15 protein-coding genes are annotated in these 17,098 nt (G+C 72.6%); 10 read left to right on the top strand and 5 right to left on the bottom strand.

The features are described 5' to 3' along the window. Nucleotide 1: 1 nt before the first annotated feature. From QF032_RS08750 to QF032_RS08740, 3 genes are read right to left on the bottom strand one after another with little or no spacing between them, the layout of a single operon-like run. Complete coding sequence (locus QF032_RS08750; RefSeq protein ID WP_307041324.1) at nt 2-3,508, bottom strand: 5-oxoprolinase/urea amidolyase family protein; 3,507 nt, start codon at nt 3,506-3,508, stop codon at nt 2-4. After that, nucleotides 3,505-4,107: an urea amidolyase associated protein UAAP2 gene (locus QF032_RS08745; protein ID WP_306953789.1), complete on the bottom strand. Its 603-nt coding sequence runs from the start codon at nt 4,105-4,107 to the stop codon at nt 3,505-3,507. Before QF032_RS08745 ends, QF032_RS08750 begins: the two co-directional genes overlap by 4 nt. Beyond that, complete coding sequence (locus QF032_RS08740) at nt 4,104-4,931, bottom strand: urea amidolyase associated protein UAAP1 (protein WP_307041322.1); 828 nt, start codon at nt 4,929-4,931, stop codon at nt 4,104-4,106. The genes QF032_RS08745 and QF032_RS08740 overlap by 4 nt, the downstream gene beginning before the upstream one ends. A 174-nt stretch (nt 4,932-5,105) precedes the next feature. Between QF032_RS08740 and QF032_RS08735 the strand changes: the two genes are divergently transcribed. The 6 genes from QF032_RS08735 to QF032_RS08710 all read left to right on the top strand — a co-directional run bounded on the left by QF032_RS08735 (nt 5,106) and on the right by QF032_RS08710 (nt 10,822). Further along, on the top strand, nt 5,106-5,732 hold the full coding sequence (locus tag QF032_RS08735; protein ID WP_306953794.1) for a TetR/AcrR family transcriptional regulator: 627 nt from the start codon (nt 5,106-5,108) through the stop codon (nt 5,730-5,732). A 458-nt stretch (nt 5,733-6,190) separates the two neighbouring features. After that, on the top strand, nt 6,191-7,810 hold the full coding sequence (locus QF032_RS08730; protein ID WP_307041320.1) for a sensor histidine kinase: 1,620 nt from the start codon (nt 6,191-6,193) through the stop codon (nt 7,808-7,810). After that, on the top strand, nt 7,807-8,214 hold the full coding sequence (locus tag QF032_RS08725; RefSeq protein WP_306953797.1) for a roadblock/LC7 domain-containing protein: 408 nt from the start codon (nt 7,807-7,809) through the stop codon (nt 8,212-8,214). The genes QF032_RS08730 and QF032_RS08725 overlap by 4 nt, the downstream gene beginning before the upstream one ends. Continuing rightward, nucleotides 8,211-8,633, top strand: a complete 423-nt coding sequence (locus tag QF032_RS08720; RefSeq protein WP_307041318.1) for a DUF742 domain-containing protein — start codon at nt 8,211-8,213, stop codon at nt 8,631-8,633. The genes QF032_RS08725 and QF032_RS08720 overlap by 4 nt, the downstream gene beginning before the upstream one ends. Continuing rightward, a complete protein-coding gene (locus QF032_RS08715; protein ID WP_107444888.1) occupies nt 8,614-9,234 on the top strand; it encodes a GTP-binding protein in 621 nt (206 codons plus the stop codon). Before QF032_RS08720 ends, QF032_RS08715 begins: the two co-directional genes overlap by 20 nt. 58 nt (nt 9,235-9,292) lie before the next feature. Beyond that, on the top strand, nt 9,293-10,822 hold the full coding sequence (locus QF032_RS08710) for a cytochrome P450 (protein ID WP_373430309.1): 1,530 nt from the start codon (nt 9,293-9,295) through the stop codon (nt 10,820-10,822). Nucleotides 10,823-10,841: 19 nt separating this feature from the next. Here the strand turns inward: QF032_RS08710 and QF032_RS08705 are convergent, their stop codons facing one another. Next, complete coding sequence (locus QF032_RS08705; RefSeq protein WP_307041316.1) at nt 10,842-11,816, bottom strand: RluA family pseudouridine synthase; 975 nt, start codon at nt 11,814-11,816, stop codon at nt 10,842-10,844. 113 nt (nt 11,817-11,929) lie between these two features. On the opposite strand from QF032_RS08705, the gene QF032_RS08700 reads away from it, so the two are divergent. Further along, nucleotides 11,930-12,511 carry a GNAT family N-acetyltransferase gene (locus tag QF032_RS08700; RefSeq protein WP_307055633.1) on the top strand — a complete coding sequence of 194 codons (582 nt, stop codon included), beginning with the start codon at nt 11,930-11,932 and terminating at the stop codon, nt 12,509-12,511. Between the two features lie 36 nt (nt 12,512-12,547). Here QF032_RS08700 and QF032_RS08695 read toward each other — a convergent pair whose 3' ends face one another. After that, nucleotides 12,548-14,179, bottom strand: coding sequence for an amino acid permease (locus tag QF032_RS08695; protein ID WP_373430308.1), 1,632 nt, complete (start codon nt 14,177-14,179; stop codon nt 12,548-12,550). A 231-nt stretch (nt 14,180-14,410) separates the two neighbouring features. Here QF032_RS08695 and QF032_RS08690 point away from each other — a divergent pair, with 231 nt between their 5' ends. From QF032_RS08690 to QF032_RS08680, 3 genes are all read left to right on the top strand, one after another. Further along, entirely contained in the window at nt 14,411-15,031 is a 621-nt protein-coding gene (locus QF032_RS08690; protein WP_307055630.1) for a PadR family transcriptional regulator, read from the top strand. Nucleotides 15,032-15,211: 180 nt separating this feature from the next. After that, the gene (locus QF032_RS08685; protein WP_307041309.1) at nt 15,212-16,240 is read left to right on the top strand and encodes an ATP-binding cassette domain-containing protein; all 1,029 of its coding nucleotides are present in this window, start codon (nt 15,212-15,214) and stop codon (nt 16,238-16,240) included. After that, entirely contained in the window at nt 16,237-17,013 is a 777-nt protein-coding gene (locus tag QF032_RS08680; protein ID WP_306953804.1) for an ABC transporter permease, read from the top strand. The genes QF032_RS08685 and QF032_RS08680 overlap by 4 nt, the downstream gene beginning before the upstream one ends. Nucleotides 17,014-17,098: the final 85 nt, after the last annotated feature.

Here is a 17,098-nt window from a genome sequence, read left to right as displayed (position 1 = left end):
CTCAGTTCGCGGCCGGGGCCAGGACGACCAGCGCCGTCCCCGCCTCCACCTGGTCGCCGGGCCGGGCCAGTACCTGCGCCACCACGGCGTCGACCGGCGCCCGCACCCTGGACTCCATCTTCATCGCCTCCAGGGCGAGCAGCGGCTGACCCGCGCTCACCTCGTCCCCGGGCGAGACGTTCACCTGCCACACGGACGCCGCGAACTCCGCCTCGACCAGCCGGCCGCCCGCGGGGACGCTCACCTCGGCGGGGGGTGCGGGCGGCGCCGTCGCCGCCTCCGCCCGCGCGAACTCGCCAGCCGCCTCCCACGCGTCGCGCTCCGCCGCGAACGCCGCATGCTGCACCGTCCTGAACGCGGCGATGGAGTCGGCGTGTTCGGCGAGGAAGGACCGGTACGCGGCGAGCGAGAAGGTGCCCTCCTCGATGCGCGGGACGAACCGGCCCGAGGTGATGTCGGCGCGCAGTTCCAGGAGTTCGCCGGCGTCGACCGGGTACCAGCGGATCCGGTCGAAGAAGCGCAGCAGCCAGGGTGAGCCCGGTTCGAACGCGCCGCGCTGCTGCCAGGGCGACCACACCTGCGTCGTGCGGCCCACGAACTGGTAGCCGCCTGGGCCTTCCATGCCGTAGACACACAGGTACGCGCCGCCGATGCCCACCGAGTTCTCGGCCGTCCAGGTGCGCGCCGGGTTGTACTTCGTCGTCACCAGCCGGTGCCGGGGGTCGAGCGGGGTGGCCACCGGCGCGCCCAGGTAGACGTCGCCGAGCCCCAGGACCAGGTACTCCGCGGCGAAGACCGTGTCGTAGACGTCCGCCGGCGTGCCGAGGCCGTTGACGCGGCGGATGAACTCGATGTTCCACGGGCACCAGGGGGCGTCGTCGCGGACGCCCGCCATGTAGCGCGCGATGGCCTCCCGGGTCGCCGGGTCGTCCCAGGAGAGCGGCAGGTGCACGGTGCGGGAGGGCACGACCAGCTGGTCCGTGGGCGGCAGCGCGGCCACCGTCCGCCGTACGGTTGTGAGAAGTTCGGGCAGCGGGAGACGGTCCGGGTCGGTCCGGATCTGCAGGGAGCGGATCCCCGGGGTGAGGTCGGTGACGCCGTCGGGGCCGGTCTCGGCGACCGCCTCCATCAGGGCGTGCACCCGCATCCGCAGGGCCAGGTCCAGCTGCATCGGGCCGAACTCGACCAGCAGGTTGTCGTCGCCGCTGCGCCGGTACGTCACGTCGCCGTCCCGGGCCAGCACGCCGCCGTCGACGATCGCGGCGCGCGGTGCGCCGTCCACGTCCACCGGCCGGAAGCGGACCGTGTCGCCGGGCCGCAGCTGGCCCAGTTTCCAGCGCTCGGAGCTCAGGACCGTCGCCGGGCACACGAACCCGCCGAGCGAGGGCCCGTCCGGTCCGAGCAGCACCGGCATGTCGCCCGTGTAGTCGACGGCGCCGACGGAGTACGGCGTGTCGTGGATGTTGGACGGGTGCAGGCCCGCCTCGCCGCCGTCGGTGCGCGCCCAGCGCGGCTTGGGTCCGATCAGACGCACCCCGGTGCGGGCCGAGTTGAAGTGGACCTTCCAGTCGGCGGCGTAGAAGTCGCGGATGTCGTCCTCGGTGAAGAACTCCGGTGCGGCGTGGGGCCCTTCGACGGCGCCGACGTCCCAGACGGACCCGAAGGACGGCCGGTCGGCGACCGGGGAGCCCTCGGCGGTCGTCCCGCCGTGCAGGACGTCGCCCGTCCGCAGGGCGCGTCCGCCGTGGCCGCCGAACCGGCCCAGGGTGAAGGTGCTCGCGCTGCCCAGGAAGGCGGGGACGTCCAGACCGCCCGCGAACAGGACGTAGGTGCGCAGCCCGTGGCCGTCCGGCGCGCCGACCTCCAGCAGGGAGCCGGCGGGCACGGTCAGCGGTTCCCACTGGGCGACCGTGGCGCCGTCCACGGTGACGGTCGCGGGCGCGCCCGTCACGCAGACGGTCGTGGCGTGGCTGAACCGCAGGGCCGGACCGCGCAGGGTGCACTCCAGGCCCGGGGCGCCCTCGGGGTTGCCGAGCGCCCGGTTGCCGAGACGGAAGGAGCGGTCGTCCATCGGGCCGGACGGGGGGACGCCCACCTGCCAGTGACCGGTGCGGCCGGGCCAGTCCTGGACGGTGGTGAGGGTCCCGCCGGAGACCACCTCCACACGCGGGGTGGGGTCGTGCACCTCGGCGAGGGTCGCCGTCGAGTGGGTGGCCGAGACCAGGCGGTCGTCGGTCAGCGCCGCCCGCACCAGCCCCAGGTTGGTCTCGATGCCGTCGATACGGGTGCGGGCCAGGGCGGCGTCGAGGCGCCGCAGGGCCTCCGTGCGGTCCGGGCCGTGCGCGATCACCTTCGCGAGCATGGGGTCGTACGACGTCGTCACCTCGGTGCCGGTCTCCACCCAGCCGTCGACGCGCACCCCCTCGGGGAACTCCACCCGGGTCAGCAGGCCGGCGCTGGGCCGGTGTCCGCGGCTCGGGTCCTCCGCGTAGAGGCGGGCCTCCACGGCGTGGCCGCGCGGCGGGCCGGGGTCGCGGACGACGTCCTCCTCGCCGCGCGCCAGCCGCAGCATCCAGGCCACGAGGTCGACGCCGTAGATCTCCTCGGTCACCGGATGCTCCACCTGGAGCCGGGTGTTGACCTCGAGGAAGTACGCCTCCTCGCGGGCCGCGTCATAGACGTACTCGACGGTGCCGGCAGAGCGGTAGCGGACGGAGGCGCACAGGTCGCGGGCGCCGGCGGCGAGCCGTTCGCGCACGTGGTCCGGGATGCCGGGCGCGGGGGCCTCCTCCAGGACCTTCTGGTTGCGGCGCTGCAGCGAGCAGTCGCGGTCGCCGAGGACGACGACGCCGCCCCGGCCGTCGCCGAACACCTGGACCTCGACGTGGCGGGCGTCGCCGACGAGCCGTTCCAGGAAGACGCCGGCGGTGGCGAAGGAGGCCGCAGCGACGCGCTGGACGCGTTCCCAGGCGTCGGCGAGCTCGTCGGGACCGGCGCAGGCCGACATGCCGATCCCGCCGCCGCCCCCGGTCGCCTTCAGCATCACCGGGTAGCCGATGACCTGGGCCTTCTCCTGCGCTTCGGTCAGCGAGGCGAGCAGTTCGGTGCCCGGTGCCAGTGGCACCCCTGCGGCCTTCGCCGCCGCCCGGGCGGTGTGCTTGGCGCCGAACAGCTCCAGCTGCTCGGGCGTCGGACCGACGAAGACGATGCCGGCGTCGGCGCAGCGGCGGGCGAAGGAGGCGTCCTCGGAGAGGAAGCCGTACCCCGGGTGGATCGCGCCGGCCCCGGTGTCCTTGGCGGCCCGCAGGACCAGGTCGGCGTCGAGGTAGGACTCCTTCGCGGGGGCCGGCCCGAGCCGCACGGCCTCGTCGGCGAGCCGGACGTGCGGCGCCGAGCGGTCGGGGTCGGAGTACACCGCGACGGTGCGCAGGCCGAGTTCGCGGGCGGTGCGGATGATGCGGACGGCTATCTCGCCCCGGTTGGCGACCAGCACCGTGTCGAAGGTCATGCGCCGGCCGCCTCGGTGATCGTCATCTCCACCGCCGTCGGATCGAAGCCGTTGCACGGGTTGTTGATCTGCGGGCAGTTGGAGACCAGCACCAGCACGTCCCGTTCGGCGCGCAGCGAGAGGGACAGACCGGGCGCGGAGAGGCCGTCGACGATGCCGAGGGTGCCGTCCTTCTCGACGGGCACGTTCATGTACCAGTTGATGTTGGAGACCAGGTCCCGCTTGCCGAGGCCGTGCCGGGCGCCCTCGGCGAGGAAGTTGTCCACGCAGGCGTGCTGGGAGAAGGTGTGGTGGCCGTAGCGCAGGGTGTTGGACTCCTTGGAGCAGGCGCCGCCGACGGTGTCGTGGCGGCCCACGGCGTCGGCGGTCACCGTCATCAGCTCGGTGTGCTCGTTGGACATCAGCACGCTGCCCGTGGTGAGGAAGATGCCGCCCTGGGCGTGGATGGTGTCGGGGGCGCTGTAGCGCACGGACGTGTCGTGGGCGTCGTACACGAGGAAGTCGACGGCCTGGTTGCCGTGCAGGTCGGTGATGGTGAGGCAGGCGCCGGCGCGGACGACGGACGACCAGGCGGCGCGGGCGGGAACGACGGTCTTCATGCGAGCCCCCGGGCGGTGAGGTGTTCGGCGGTGTTGAGGAAGGCGCGGCGGCCCTCGGGGGTGGCGTCCCAGAGCGGGTCGCCCGGCCGGGTCGGGCCGGCCCGCCAGGCGAGGACCTCCAGCGCGGTGCTGACGTACTGCGGGCGCGGGTCGGACGGGTGCGGCACGTTGGCGATCAGGACCGTCACGTCCTGTTCGGCGCGCAGGGTGACGCTGCCGCCCGGGCCGGCCGAGCCGGTGAAGTCGAGGGCGCCGTCCTCGCCGACCCGCACGCCCTGGAAGAAGGAGAGGGAGGGCGGCAGGTCGCGGGGCTCGAGGCCGTTCTTCGCGGCGGCCAGCTTGAACAGTTCCCGGCCGGCGGGGGAGGCGGACTGCGGGGCGCCGTCGCCGTAGCGCCCGGTGTTGCGCACGAGCGTGGAGGTGCCGCACAGGGCGTCGTGCCGGCCGGCGGTGTCGACGACGACCGAGGCGAGGACGCGCCCCTGGTCGGACAGGAGCAGGACGCCCTCGCCGAGGTAGGCGTTCCACTGCACCTTGACCGTGTCGGCGACGTTCAGCCGCTCCCAGGGCCGGTCGGCGGCGAACAGGAGGAGGTGGGCGCAAGCGTCGCCGTGCAGGTCGGTCAGGCGCAGTTCGGTTCCCCGGGCCAGGACGCGGTGGGTGTAGTTGCCGCCCGCGACCGTCTCCGCCCAGACCAGGAGTCCCGCCTCGCAGGGCGGGGCCGGCCAGTCCCGGGCCGGGACGACCGGCATGGCCTCGGCGTGTGCGCCCTCCTGGGCCCGGGCGTGGGCGCGTGCTCCGTATGTGGTCGCTGTCGCCGCCATGGCGGACCTCCGCAGCTCGGTTCCGGCGCTGTCGCGCTGATTTCTGTCGCCCGACAGAAATTAGGTCCGGGGCGGGTCGCCGTCGTTGCCCTGTGGTTGCGGGCCGGTTACCGACTCCTCACCGAGGACCCGGGCGAAGATCGCCGGACCGGGGCGTGTGCGAGGATCGAACGCATGGGGACGGACAGCGGGCGTCGAGTGGGCCGGCCGCGGGCCGCGCAGCGCCCGGACAGCGGGCTCGCGCCGCGCGCCGAACTGCTCGTGGCGGCCGCGGAGTTGTTCACCACGCGCGGCTACGCCGCCACCACGACCCGGGCCGTCGCCGAACGCGCGGGCATGCGCCAGGCCACCATGTACCACTATGTCTCCGGCAAGGAGGAGTTGCTCGCGGACCTGCTGGAGTCGACGGTCGCACCGTCGCTGACCCGCGCCCGTGAGCTGCTCGCCGACACCGCGCGGCCGGCCGAGGAACGGCTGTGGGAGCTGTGCCGCACCGACGTGGAGCTGCTGTGCGGTGGCCCCCACAACCTCGGCGGCCTCTATCTGCTCCCCGAGGTGCGCGCCGAGCGGTTCGCCGGCTTCCATGCCGTGCGTGCCGAACTCAAGGACGCCTACCGCCGGCTGATCGCCGCGACCAAGGCGGGCGACGCGCTCGACGCGGACGAGCTCGCTGTGCGCACCGACCTGGTCTTCGGGCTCATCGAGGGCGTCATCCTCGTCCGCCGGTCGGGTCCGGCGGGCTCCGCCCCGCGGTTCGCCCGCGCCACCGCGGACGCCGCCCTGCGCGTCGTGCGCGACTGACCGAATCCGTGGCCGGCTGACGTCGGGCGCGCCTGGGCCCTGGGGCAGGCCGTGCGTAGGCCGCGCAGGCCGTGCCGACTGACGCGAGACCCGTGGGTCACTGCGCAGGCTGTGGGCCACTGCGCAGGCTGTGCGCCGCTGGCGCGGCTGTGCCCGGCCGGCCTCGTGGCGGCCGGGCCTCGCGCGGTGCCGCTCGAAGGGCGGTGCCGCCATCCGTCCCGGTGAACTGTTTCGCACGTCCTTGCGTCGCTACACCCCGTGTTCGCACGATTGCACGGCGTGCAAATGGGCCTGAGGTTACTCCACGTACGGGAACGGTTTCAGGCGGTTGCCGAATATGACACGGCGATGATCCGGTCGGACTAAGCTCGCCCGCGGCGCACCGAGTTGAGACGAATTCGTGCGCTTGTTCCCCGATATCCCGAAGATGACGACAGATCCCTACAGAGGGTGCCCACATGGTGAGTGTTCAGTCCCCACCCGGTCGCCGAGAACTTCCCCTTGCGCGCGTGCTGTTGCTGCCCGCGATACTGATGGCCGCGGCGACCGGCGCCGCCGTCGCCCTGGTGGCGGCGCAGGCCCGGTTCGCCGTCGGCGTCTGCGGAGGCGTGGCCACCCTCCTGGTGATCGCGGCGGGAGCCGAGTCGGTCCGGCGCGGCCGCCAACTGCGGGAACTGCGCGCGGAGAGGGACCAGCGCCTCGCGTACCTGGAACGACGCGTCGCCGACCACACGGAGGAGAACCGCCGCCTCGCCCAGGAACACGTGCCGAGCGCCGTTTCGTGGCTGCGCGCCGGAAATTCCCCCAGGGAGGTGATGCGCGACCTCAGCGAGAGTGATCCTTCGTTCCGCGAACTCGACGACGCGCAGCGTGCCGTGGTCCGCAGGATCCTCGACATCGTCGACCACGAGGAGTCCCTGCGCGACTCCGCCCAGCGGTCCTTCGTCAGCGTCGCCCGCCGGGTGCAGGCCATCGTCCACCAGCAGTCCGCGGAACTGCGGGAGATGGAGGAGGACCACGGCCGCAACCCCGAGGTCTTCGACGACCTGCTGCGCATCGACCACGGCACCTCGCTGATCGGCCGTCTCGCCGACTCCATCGGCGTGCTCGGCGGCGGCCGGCCCGGCCGCAACTGGCCCCAGCCCGTCCCGCTGTACAGCGTGCTGCGCGGCGCCATGTCCCGCATCCTCGAGTACCGGCGCATCCAGCTGGACTCCATCGCCAAGGTCAACATCCGCGGGCTGTCCGTCGAACCGCTCATCCACGCGCTCGCCGAGCTCCTCGACAACGCCACCCGCTACTCGCCGCCCAACAGCAAGGTGCACGTCAACGCCGTCGAGGTGCAGACCGGCATCGCCATCGAGATCGAGGACGCCGGCGTCAGCCTCAGCGAGGAGGCCCGCGCCAAGGCCGAACGCATGCTGGAGCAGGCCAAGGCGGGCGTCGACATCCAGGACGTCGGCGGCACCCCACGCCTGGGCCTCGCGGTCGTCGGCCGTCTGTGCACCTCCTTCAACCTCCAGGTCTCGCTGCGCACCTCGGCCTACGGCGGCGTGCGGGCCGTCCTCATCGTGCCGAGCGAGATGCAGACCTCCGACCCGGCCCCCGGCTTCGCGCACGGCATCGGCGCCACCGCCGTACCGCAGATCGACCTGAGCACGATCGGCGAGGGCCCCAAGCGCCCGCCCAAGAAGCGCCGCCCCACCAACGCGCGCATTCCTGCCGGAGTCTCCCTGACCGACGACGTGCCCGAGGTCACCGAGTGGACCGAGCAGGGCCTGCCCCAGCGCCGCAGCAAGACCACCATCCCGATCACCCAGCGCTACGCCGAGGCGTACGCCGCCCAGGAGGCCGCCCGCGAGGGCAAGCCCGACCTGTTCGCGCGGCCCGAGCCGGAGCCCGATCCCGAGCCGAAGCGCGAGCCCGGACTGGCCTTCGAGGCCTTCTGGGAGGGCCTGAAGAAAGCGGCTCCGCCCGGCGTCCACCCCACCGACTTCACCCGCAACCCGACCGCGTACCTGCACCTGCTCGAAGACAAGGCCAAGACCGAGGCCGACGATGAAGGGGACCCCACGTGATCCAGCAGCGCCAAAACTTCGACTGGCTGCTCAAGGAGCTCTACGACGGCGTTCCGGGCATCGAGATGATCGTCGTGCTGTCGGCCGACGGACTGCGCATCGCCCGTTACGCCGGTGACCCCGACGCCGCCGACCGGGTCGCCGCGGCCTGCGCCGGCCTGCAGAGCCTGGCCGCCGCCGTCGGACAGGAGATCCACTCCAGCAGCGGCGAGATGGACATGGTCGTCATCGACCTGAGCGGCGGCTACTTCTACATGATGTCGGCCGGCGCCAACGCCTACCTCGCGGTCCTCGCCGACGTGCGCTGCGAGGCGGGCCGGATGAGCGGCATGATGCGCGACCTGGTCGTCCGCATCGGCGCCCACCTGACCAGTCCTCCCCGCCGCAACGGGCAGAACGTATGACCCCTCCGCAACGCCGGCGGCGACAACCCCTGCCCGTACCTCCCCCGCAGCCCCTGCCGTCCCCGCAGGCCGCGGAGCCCGCGCAGGAGGGGGAGGGCAAGAACCCCGAACGGCTGTACATCATCACGGGAGCGGACGGCGAGCGGGCGCCCCTCGACCTCGTCACCCTGATCGTGGCGTGCGCCGAGACGCCTTCGTCGGCCCCGCCGGAACAGACCGCGGTGCTGCGGATGTGCGGCGCCCCGCTCTCGGTGGCCGAGGTGTCGGCCTATCTGGGCCTGCCGTTCAGCGTGGTGACGGTGCTGCTCACCGAGATGCTGGCGGCCGAGCTCGTCCAGGCACGCGCCCCCATCGTCCGGCAGCAGCTCCCCGACCGTTCCCTCCTCGAAGCGGTGATGCATGGACTTCAACGGCTCTGACACGCTCCCCGGCCCACGGGCCGAGGACCACCTGCCGCACACCACCACAGCCGCGGCGAAGATCGTCATCGTGGGCGGCTTCGGCGTCGGCAAGACCACCATGGTCGGTTCCGTCAGCGAGATCAGGCCGCTGACCACCGAGGAGACCATGACCCAGGCGGGCATCGGGATCGACGACGACTACGGTTCCGAGACCAAGACCGCCACCACAGTGGCCATGGACTTCGGCCGCATCCGGATCACCGACCAGGTCGTGCTCTACCTCTTCGGCACCCCCGGCCAGGAGCGTTTCTGGTTCTTGTGGAACGGGCTCTTCGAAGGGGCGCTGGGCGCGGTCGTCCTGGTCGACACCCGTCGCCTCGAGGTCAGCTTCGAGGTCATGGGCCGACTGGAGGAGGGCGGCGTGCCCTTCGTCGTCGCCGTCAACACCTTCCCCGACGGGCCCCGTTACCCCCTCGACGACCTCAGGGCCGCGCTCGACCTGCCGCCCGAGATCCCGATCGTGGAGTGCGACGTCCGACGCCGCGCCTCCAGCCGCGACGTCCTGATGACCCTCATGCGCTTCCTGCACTCCCTGGCGCTCAGCCGCAGCCTCACCTGACCCGCACGGCATCCCATCCACCGACACCGGATTCAGCACAGCTTCGGAGCGACCCCCTGTGACTCCCGAACACCCCACCCCCACCGGCGCCACCACCGGCCCGCACGACCTCGCCCTCGACCCGCCGGCCGGCTGCCCCGCGCACGTGCGCGGCCCCGGCGGCCTGGCCCGCCTCTACGGCCCAGGAGCGGAGGACCTGAACGAACTGTACGAGCGACTGCGCGAGGAACACGGCCCCGTGGCGCCGGTCCTGATCCACGACGACCTGCCGATGTGGATGGTCCTCGGCCACGCCGAGAACCTGCGCATGGTGCGCACGCCCTCGCAGTTCACCAAGGACAGCCGCATCTGGTCGCAGATGGGGGACGGCAAGGTCCGGCCCGACCACCCGCTGATGCCGCACATCGCCTGGCAGCCGATCTGCGCCCACGCCGAGGGCGACGAGCACAAGCGGCTGCGGGGCGCGGTCACCGCGGCCCTGGCCACCATCGACGACCGCAGCGTGCGCCGCCACATCAACCGCTCGAGCCAGCGCCTGGTCAACCGCTTCTGCGAGAAGGGCGGGGCGGACCTGGTCGGCGACTTCGCCGAACACCTCCCGATGGCCGTGATGTGCCATGTCCTGGGCATGCCCGACGAGTACAACGACACGATGGTGCACGCCGCCCGCGACGCCCTCAAGGGCACGGAGACCGCGGTCGCGAGCCACGAGTACGTCGTGGGGGCGCTCGGCCGGCTCACCGCCCGCCGCCGCGCCGAGCCCGAGGACGACTTCACCAGTCACCTCGTCAACCACCCAGCCGGACTCACCGACGACGAGATCAGGGAACATCTGCGCCTGGTCCTCTTCGCCGCCTACGAGGCCACCGTCAACCTGCTCTCCAACGTGCTGCGCATGGTCCTCACCGACCCGCGTTTCCTCGCCCAGCTCAACGGCGGCCAGATGACGGTGGCGGAGGCGGTCGAGCAGTCCCTGTGGGACGAGCCCCCGTTCAGCACGATCTTCGGCTACTTCGCCAAGCAGGACACGGAGCTGGGCGGTCAGCGCATCCGCCGGGGCGACGGCCTCTTCTTCTCGCCCGCGCCAGGCAACGTGGACCCCCGGGTCCGCCCCGACCTGTCCGCCCACATGCAGGGCAACCGCTCCCATCTTGCCTTCGGCAGCGGCCCGCACGAGTGCCCCGGCCAGGACATCGGCCGTGCCATCGCCGACGTCGGCGTCGACGCGCTGCTGATGCGGCTGCCGGACATCCAACTCGACTGCGAAGAGGACGAGTTGCGCTGGACGACGTCCATCGCCTCACGCCACCTGGTGGAGCTGCCGGTCCGGTTCGAGCCGAAGCCCCAGCAGGACGTCAAGCACAAGCCGAGCCACGCCCCGGTTCCGCCGCAGCGGACCATGCGCCCGGTGAGCACCCCTCCGCAGGCCACGCCCGCTCCGGCCCCGGTCGCCGAGCCGGCCGCCGCGCAACGGCCCACACCGCCCGCATCGCCCGCACCGTCCGTTCCGGCCGCCGCACAGCCGGCCGCGCCGGTCCGCAGGCCGAACGCCTGGCGCCGCTTCCTGGCCTGGTGGCGCGGCTACTGACCCGGTCTCCCGTAACCGCCTACCGAGCGGTTTCCGGCTGCGCGGCGGCGGCCCAGCGGTCGTACGACGCCCAGGCCTGCAGCACACGCCCGCTGCGCAGCCGGTGCTCCGTCCCCGTGACCGGATCGGTGAACTCCAGTTCCCGCGCGAGCAGTTGCAGCGGGCGCCGGAAGTCGCCGGCCGGCACGGGGGCGGCCACCTCGGGGTAGAGCGGATCCCCGAGGATCGGCACGCCGAGGGAGTTCAGATGGACGCGCAGCTGGTGCGTCTGCCCGGTCGCGGGCAGCAGCCGGTAGCGGCCGAGCCCCCGCGCCACGCTGTGCTCGAGCAGTTCCACGCGGCTCACCGCGTTCGGCTCGCCCGCCACCTCGTAGGCGGCCAGGACCCCGCGCTCCTTGACGATCCGGCTGCGCACCGTCCGGGGCAGGACGAGGGCGGGGTCGTACGGCGCGACGGCCTCGTACACCTTGCGCACCCGGCGCTCACGGAACAGTCCCTGGTAGGCGCCGCGCTCCTCGGGCCGCACCGTGAACAGCACCAGACCGGCCGTGAGCCGGTCCAGGCGGTGCGCGGCGCCCAGCGCGGGAAGCCCCAGCTCCCGCCGCAGCCGGGCCAGCGCCGTCTCCGTGACATGGCTGCCGCGCGGGGTGGTGGCCAGGAAGTGCGGCTTGTCGACGACGACGACGTGCTCGTCGCGGTACACGATCTCGAGCGGGAACGGCACGGGCGTCTCGGCCGGCAGCTCGCGGTGGAACCACACGAACATCCCCGGCACGTACGGCGCGTCGGGCGCGACCGGCGTCCCGTCGGCGCCGACGACCAGGCCGGCCGCGAGCATCCCGTCCACGATCGGGGCGCGCGCCTCGCCGAGCCGCTCCACCAGGTGCTCCCGGACGGTGGCCCAGTCGCCCTCACCGGGCAGCCGCACCCGCACCGGGTCGATGCCGTCGCGCTGCGGCAGGGGGGAGGGCGGGGGAGGGGTGCGGCGTCTCATCGGGGTCCAGCGTACGGCGAGGGGTGCCGGGCGGGCCCCGGCGAGAGCCCGCGCCCGTGCAGCGACGCGGAAATCCGGTTGACGGCCCGCGGCTCCTTGGCAGGATGCGGGTCATGCCCTACACCGCCGACCCCGTCCTGCCCGCCGGTACCCTCTCGGGCGCCCCGCAGCCCGTGCTCCGCACCGGCGACGGCCTGCTGCTGCGCCCGTGGCGGGCCACCGACGCGCCGGCCGTCCACGCCGCCTTCCAGGACCCGGCGATGCACCAGTGGCACATCCGGGCCGCCGACTCCGAGGAGGAGGTGGCGGGCTGGATCGAGGAGTGGCGGACGTGCTGGCAGGAGGAGCGCGGCGCCCAGTGGGCCGTCGTCGACGCGCACACCGACGGTCTGCTGGGCCGGGTGGCGCTGCGCGGCGTCCAGCTGGACGAGGGCGTGGCCGAGATCGCGTACTGGACGACCGCGGCGGCCCGCGGCCGGGGGGTCGCGCCGCGCGCCACGACCGCCCTGACCCGCTGGGCCTTCGGCGAAGTCGGCTTCCACCGACTGGAGCTGATGCACGCCACCGCCAACGAGGCCTCCTGCCGGGTCGCCGGCAAGGCGGGATTCGCCCTGGAGGGCACCAAGCGCAGTGCGGCGCTCCACCAGGACGGCTGGCACGACATGCACCTGCACGCGCGCGTACAGGGCGACTGACCGCTCGGCCGCACCCCGCACGCACGCGTGGACGCCCTAGACGGACTCCGTACCAGCGAGGGCGGTCGGCGGCGCGGCGGTGCGCCCGCGGTACGCGCGGAAGGCGACGCCCGCCGCGACCGTCGCGGTCAGGAACAGCACGGTGAACCACTGGAAGTACCAGTGGCCGCCCGCCGGGTCGTACACCACGGCCCGTGGCCAGGCCAGGTTGACCGTCATCAGCAGGCCGTAGAGGAGCGCCAGGGCGTTCACCGGGACGCCCCAGCGGCCCAGGGAGAACAGCGGGGCGCCCGTCTCGTCCGTGCCGGCCGAGGAGAGTCCGCCGCGCAGCCTGCGCACCAGCAGCGGGCCGGTGACCATCGCGTACGCCAGGTACAGCATCACGATGCAGGTGGTGCCGATGGCCAGGAAGGCGTCCGGTGACGCGAAGTTGAGCAGCAGCAGGGCCGCCGCGAGGACGCCGACCACCAGTGCGGGGGCGCTCGGCATGCCGGTGCGGGGGTTCACGCGCGCGAGGCGGGCGGAGAAGGGCAGTTGGCCGTCGCGGGCCATGGAGAACAGCATCCGGCAGGCCGCGGTCTGGATGGCGAGCGTGGCCACCGTGATCGCCACCACCACGTCGGCCAGCAGCAGTTTGCCGACGCCGTCGCCGAGGCTGCTGGTGAGGACGTAGCTGAGCCCGTCGACGCCGAGGCGGCCGTCGCTGAGGCTGGGCGCGGCCAGCAGTCCGCCGAGCACGATCAGCCCGCCGAGCAGTCCGGCCGCGCCGAGCGCGGTGAGGATCGTGCGGGGCGCGGTACGCCGGGGGTGGTGGGTCTCCTCGCTCATCTCGCCCGCGCTGTCGAAGCCGATCATCACGTAGGCGGCCGTGAACGAGCCCACCGCGAGCGCCCCGAACAGCCCAGATTGGTCCGCACCCGTGGTGTGGAAGGTGATGCCGGGGGTCCGCTCGGAGTGGGTCAGCAGCAGGACGGCGATGAGGACCGCGCCGATGATCTCGGCGGTCACGCCCACCCGGTTGACCAGGGACATCACCCGGTTGTCCAGGACGTTGACGAGCGTGGTCAGCACCAGCAGGGCCACGCCGAGCAGGGCCGCGTTGGCCGCGCCGTCGGGTGAGGTGGGCGCCGGGTCGTCGCCGATCAGCTGGAAGCCGGGCCAGATCGCCGGCAGCACCATCTGCAGCGCGAGGGCCGCCGCGGCGACCACCACGATCTGGCCGATCACCATGATCCAGCCCGCGAACCAGCCGAACGACGGCGTCGACAGCCGCGAGGACCACTGGTAGATCGCGCCGGAGATCGGGTAGCGCGCCGCCAGTTCCGCGAAGCACGCGGCGACCAGCAACTGTCCGGCCAGCACGATGGGCCAGGCCCAGAAGAAGACCGGGCCGCCGAAGGCGTACCCGAAGGCGAAGAACTGGAAGACGGTCGTCAGAACGGAGATGAAGGAGAACCCGGCGGCGAACGAGGCGTACCGGCCCAGGCTGCGATGCAGTTCCTGGCGGTAGCCGAACTCGGCGAGCGAGCCGTCGCCCACGTCGGAGTGGTGCGGCGGGTCGGGACGTACGTCGGTGGGAGTCGTGGTCGTCGTCACGGCGGAACCTGCCTTGGGCCCAGGGAACGGAATTCCTGTCGGGCGACAGAAATTAGGGACGGGCTGTTTCATCCGCGTCACGCGGGCGTGTCCGGAGCGGGCCCAAGTCCTCACGTCATCCCGCTTTCATCCGATCGCGTTACATCGCGTCTCTTGTGGATTCGGTGCAGTCGCGATATGTTCGTCTACGGATATTCGTGATCGAATGTGCCTGGCTGAGGCCGTGGCCAGGTGTGGCCAAGGGCGTGAGGGCACGGAGTCGACCGACCGGCCGACCGACCGGCGGAGAGTGAGGTGATCGTCGTGGCGGGCAAACGCCGCAAGCCCGGCAACCCGTTGGCGCTCGCCGTGCTGACGACGCTTCTGCAGAAGCCGATGCACCCCTACGAGATCGCCCAGACCCTGCGCAGTCAGGGCAAGGACACCAGCACGAAGACCAACTACGGCTCGCTCTACACCGTCGTGCAGAACCTCGAGAAGCACGGCCTCGTCGAGGTGACCGGCGTCGAGCGCCAGGGCAACCGTCCCGAGCGCACGGTCTACGGACTCACCGGGGCCGGGCGGGAGGAGATGGCCGAGTGGCTGTCCGACCTGCTCGCCGTCCCGGCCAAGGAGTACCCGGTCTTCGAGACGGCCCTGTCGCTGATGGCGGCCCTGCCGCCGGACGAGGTGGAGAGGCTGCTGGAGACCCGGCTGAGCTCGCTCGAGGTGCAGCTGGCGAGCGGGCGCGGCGCGCTGGCGAAGGTGTCGGAGACGGTGCCGCGGCTCTTCCTCGTGGAGGTCGAGTACCAGTTGCACATGGTCCAGGCGCAGGCGGAATGGGTCGGCGGCTTCCTCGAGGAGCTCAGGAAGGGCTCGCTGCCCGGTGTCGACGGGTGGCGACGGTTCCACGAAACGGGGGAGCCGGCCGACTTCAGACCATGAAAGAGCAGACCCCGGAAGGCCTGTTGCAGCAGGCCCGCCGGGGTCTCGAACCCCGAGCTGAACCAGCCGAGAGGCAGTTCCAGGCGATCGAGGTGCGGCACACCCAGGATAGCCCGGCGCTTCTCCGGCGGATCAGCGAGCCATGTCCGCTCACATCCGCTCACCCAGGAGAGCATCGTCATGAGTGCTACCCGTGCGCCCGCAGTGCAGGCGCGTCAGCTCGTCAAGACCTACCCGGGAGGCGTCACCGCCCTGGACGGCCTCGACGTCACCGTGGAGTCCGGCACCGTCTTCGGGCTGCTCGGCCCCAACGGCGCCGGCAAGTCCACCACCGTCAAGATCCTCACCACCCTCGCCCGCCCCGACTCGGGCTCGGCCGTCGTGGCGGGCCACGACGTGCTGCGTCACCCGGACCGGGTGCGCCGGGCGATCGGCGTGGTCGCGCAGAACTCCGGCGCCGACCCGGTCGCCACCGGCCGCGACAACCTCCGCCTCCAGGGGAGGCTCTACGGAGTGAAGGGCGCCGCCCTGGACCGCCGGGTCGACGAACTGCTCGAGCGGTTCGCGCTCACCGACGCCGCCCGCCGCCCGGTCAAGGGCTACTCCGGCGGCATGCGGCGCCGGCTCGACGTGGCCCTCGGCCTGGTGCACCGGCCCCAGGTGCTCTTCCTCGACGAGCCCACCACCGGCCTGGACCCCGAGGCCCGCGGCGCGATGTGGGACGAGATCGGCCGGCTTGCCGGTGAGGAGGGGCTGACCATCCTGCTCACCACCCACTATCTGGAGGAGGCCGACCGGCTCGCCGAACGGGTCGCGATCGTCGACCGCGGCCGGATCGTCGTCACGGGCGCCCCCGAGGCACTCAAGGGCGAACTCCGCGGCGACGCCGTGCACGTGCGGGTGCGCGGCGAGCTCGGCGACGGCGGTCGCGCCCTCTTGCAGGGCGCCCTCGGCGGACTGCCGGGCGTGCACGAGGTGGTGTGCGAGGGAAGGACGGTGAGCGTACGCGCGCAGGACGGCGCGGAGGCGGTGCCCGTGCTGCTCGGGGCGTTGGAGCGGGCCGGGGTCGCCGTCGTCGGCGCGACCGTGGCCCGCCCGTCCCTCGACGACGTCTACCTGCGCTACACGGGCCGCCGTTACGCCGAGGCGGAAGCCGGCGGCGACGGTGGCGCGGCCGGCCCGCTCGTCCTCGCCGGGGGCGCCCGATGAGCACCGTGATCACGCAGACCTGGTGGATGACGCAACGTCAGCTGATGGTCTTCGCCCGTCAGCCCGCGTACGCCGTGATCACACTGATCCAGCCGGTGATCTGGCTGTTCCTCTTCGGCAGCCTCTTCAGGAACGTCGTCGAGCTGGGTGGATTCGGCACCGGTTCCTATCTGGACTACCTGGTGCCGGGCGTCGTGGTGATGAGCGCGCTCGCCTCCAACCTGTGGGCGGGCATGGGCACGTTGGAGGAGATCCAGCGCGGCACGCTCGACCGCTTCCTGACCACCCCGGCCAGCCGGGCCGCGCTGATGAACGGCAACGTCGTCCACAACGGCATCGTCACCGCGCTCCAGTCGGCCGTCATCGTGCTGCTCGGCCTCGCGGGCGGCGCGGACTTTCCGGGCGGGTTCGTGGGCGTCGCCGTCCTGGTCGTCGCCTCGGTGCTGCTGGGCACGGTCTTCGGGGCGCTGTCCAACGCCCTGGGCATGCTGGTGCGGGAGCGGGAGTCGATCATCGGCGTCAACACGTTCCTGCTGCTGCCGCTGACCTTCCTCTCCAGTGCGTTCATGGCGCCGGACCGGATGCCCGGCTGGATCCGGCACGCGGCCCGCTTCAATCCGCTGGACTGGGCGATGGTCGCGGGGCGTTCGGCACTGTCCGCCGATCCCGACTGGGGCGCGGTGCTCGTCCGCTGTGGGGGGCTGCTCGCGCTCGCGGTGGCGGCCGTGTGGCTCTCGATCCGGACGTTCAGGTCGTACCAGCGGTCGGTCTAGTTCCGGTCGCGGCACCAGCCACAGGCCGTCGGGCGGCGGCACGAGCTGCCTGCCGCGGCCGGGAGGCGACCGACGGCGGTCGGGA

The sequence above is a fragment of the Streptomyces achromogenes genome (assembly GCF_030816715.1).
Classification (GTDB): domain Bacteria; phylum Actinomycetota; class Actinomycetes; order Streptomycetales; family Streptomycetaceae; genus Streptomyces; species Streptomyces achromogenes_A.
Note: the sequence above shows the minus strand (reverse complement) of the source record. Positions and strands in the feature narration are given on the sequence as shown.

Excerpts from the sequence above, each read along its gene's own strand:
- QF032_RS08750 (WP_307041324.1), bottom strand. The coding sequence starts at position 3,508 with ATGACCTTCGACACGGTGCTGGTCGCCAACCGGGGCGAGATAGCCGTC.
- QF032_RS08745 (WP_306953789.1), bottom strand. The coding sequence starts at position 4,107 with ATGAAGACCGTCGTTCCCGCCCGCGCCGCCTGGTCGTCCGTCGTCCGC.
- QF032_RS08740 (WP_307041322.1), bottom strand. The coding sequence starts at position 4,931 with ATGGCGGCGACAGCGACCACATACGGAGCACGCGCCCACGCCCGGGCC.
- QF032_RS08735 (WP_306953794.1), top strand. The coding sequence starts at position 5,106 with ATGGGGACGGACAGCGGGCGTCGAGTGGGCCGGCCGCGGGCCGCGCAG.
- QF032_RS08730 (WP_307041320.1), top strand. The coding sequence starts at position 6,191 with ATGGTGAGTGTTCAGTCCCCACCCGGTCGCCGAGAACTTCCCCTTGCG.
- QF032_RS08720 (WP_307041318.1), top strand. The coding sequence starts at position 8,211 with ATGACCCCTCCGCAACGCCGGCGGCGACAACCCCTGCCCGTACCTCCC.
- QF032_RS08715 (WP_107444888.1), top strand. The coding sequence starts at position 8,614 with ATGGACTTCAACGGCTCTGACACGCTCCCCGGCCCACGGGCCGAGGAC.
- QF032_RS08705 (WP_307041316.1), bottom strand. The coding sequence starts at position 11,816 with ATGAGACGCCGCACCCCTCCCCCGCCCTCCCCCCTGCCGCAGCGCGAC.
- QF032_RS08700 (WP_307055633.1), top strand. The coding sequence starts at position 11,930 with ATGCCCTACACCGCCGACCCCGTCCTGCCCGCCGGTACCCTCTCGGGC.
- QF032_RS08695 (WP_373430308.1), bottom strand. The coding sequence starts at position 14,179 with ATGAAACAGCCCGTCCCTAATTTCTGTCGCCCGACAGGAATTCCGTTC.
- QF032_RS08685 (WP_307041309.1), top strand. The coding sequence starts at position 15,212 with ATGAGTGCTACCCGTGCGCCCGCAGTGCAGGCGCGTCAGCTCGTCAAG.
- QF032_RS08680 (WP_306953804.1), top strand. The coding sequence starts at position 16,237 with ATGAGCACCGTGATCACGCAGACCTGGTGGATGACGCAACGTCAGCTG.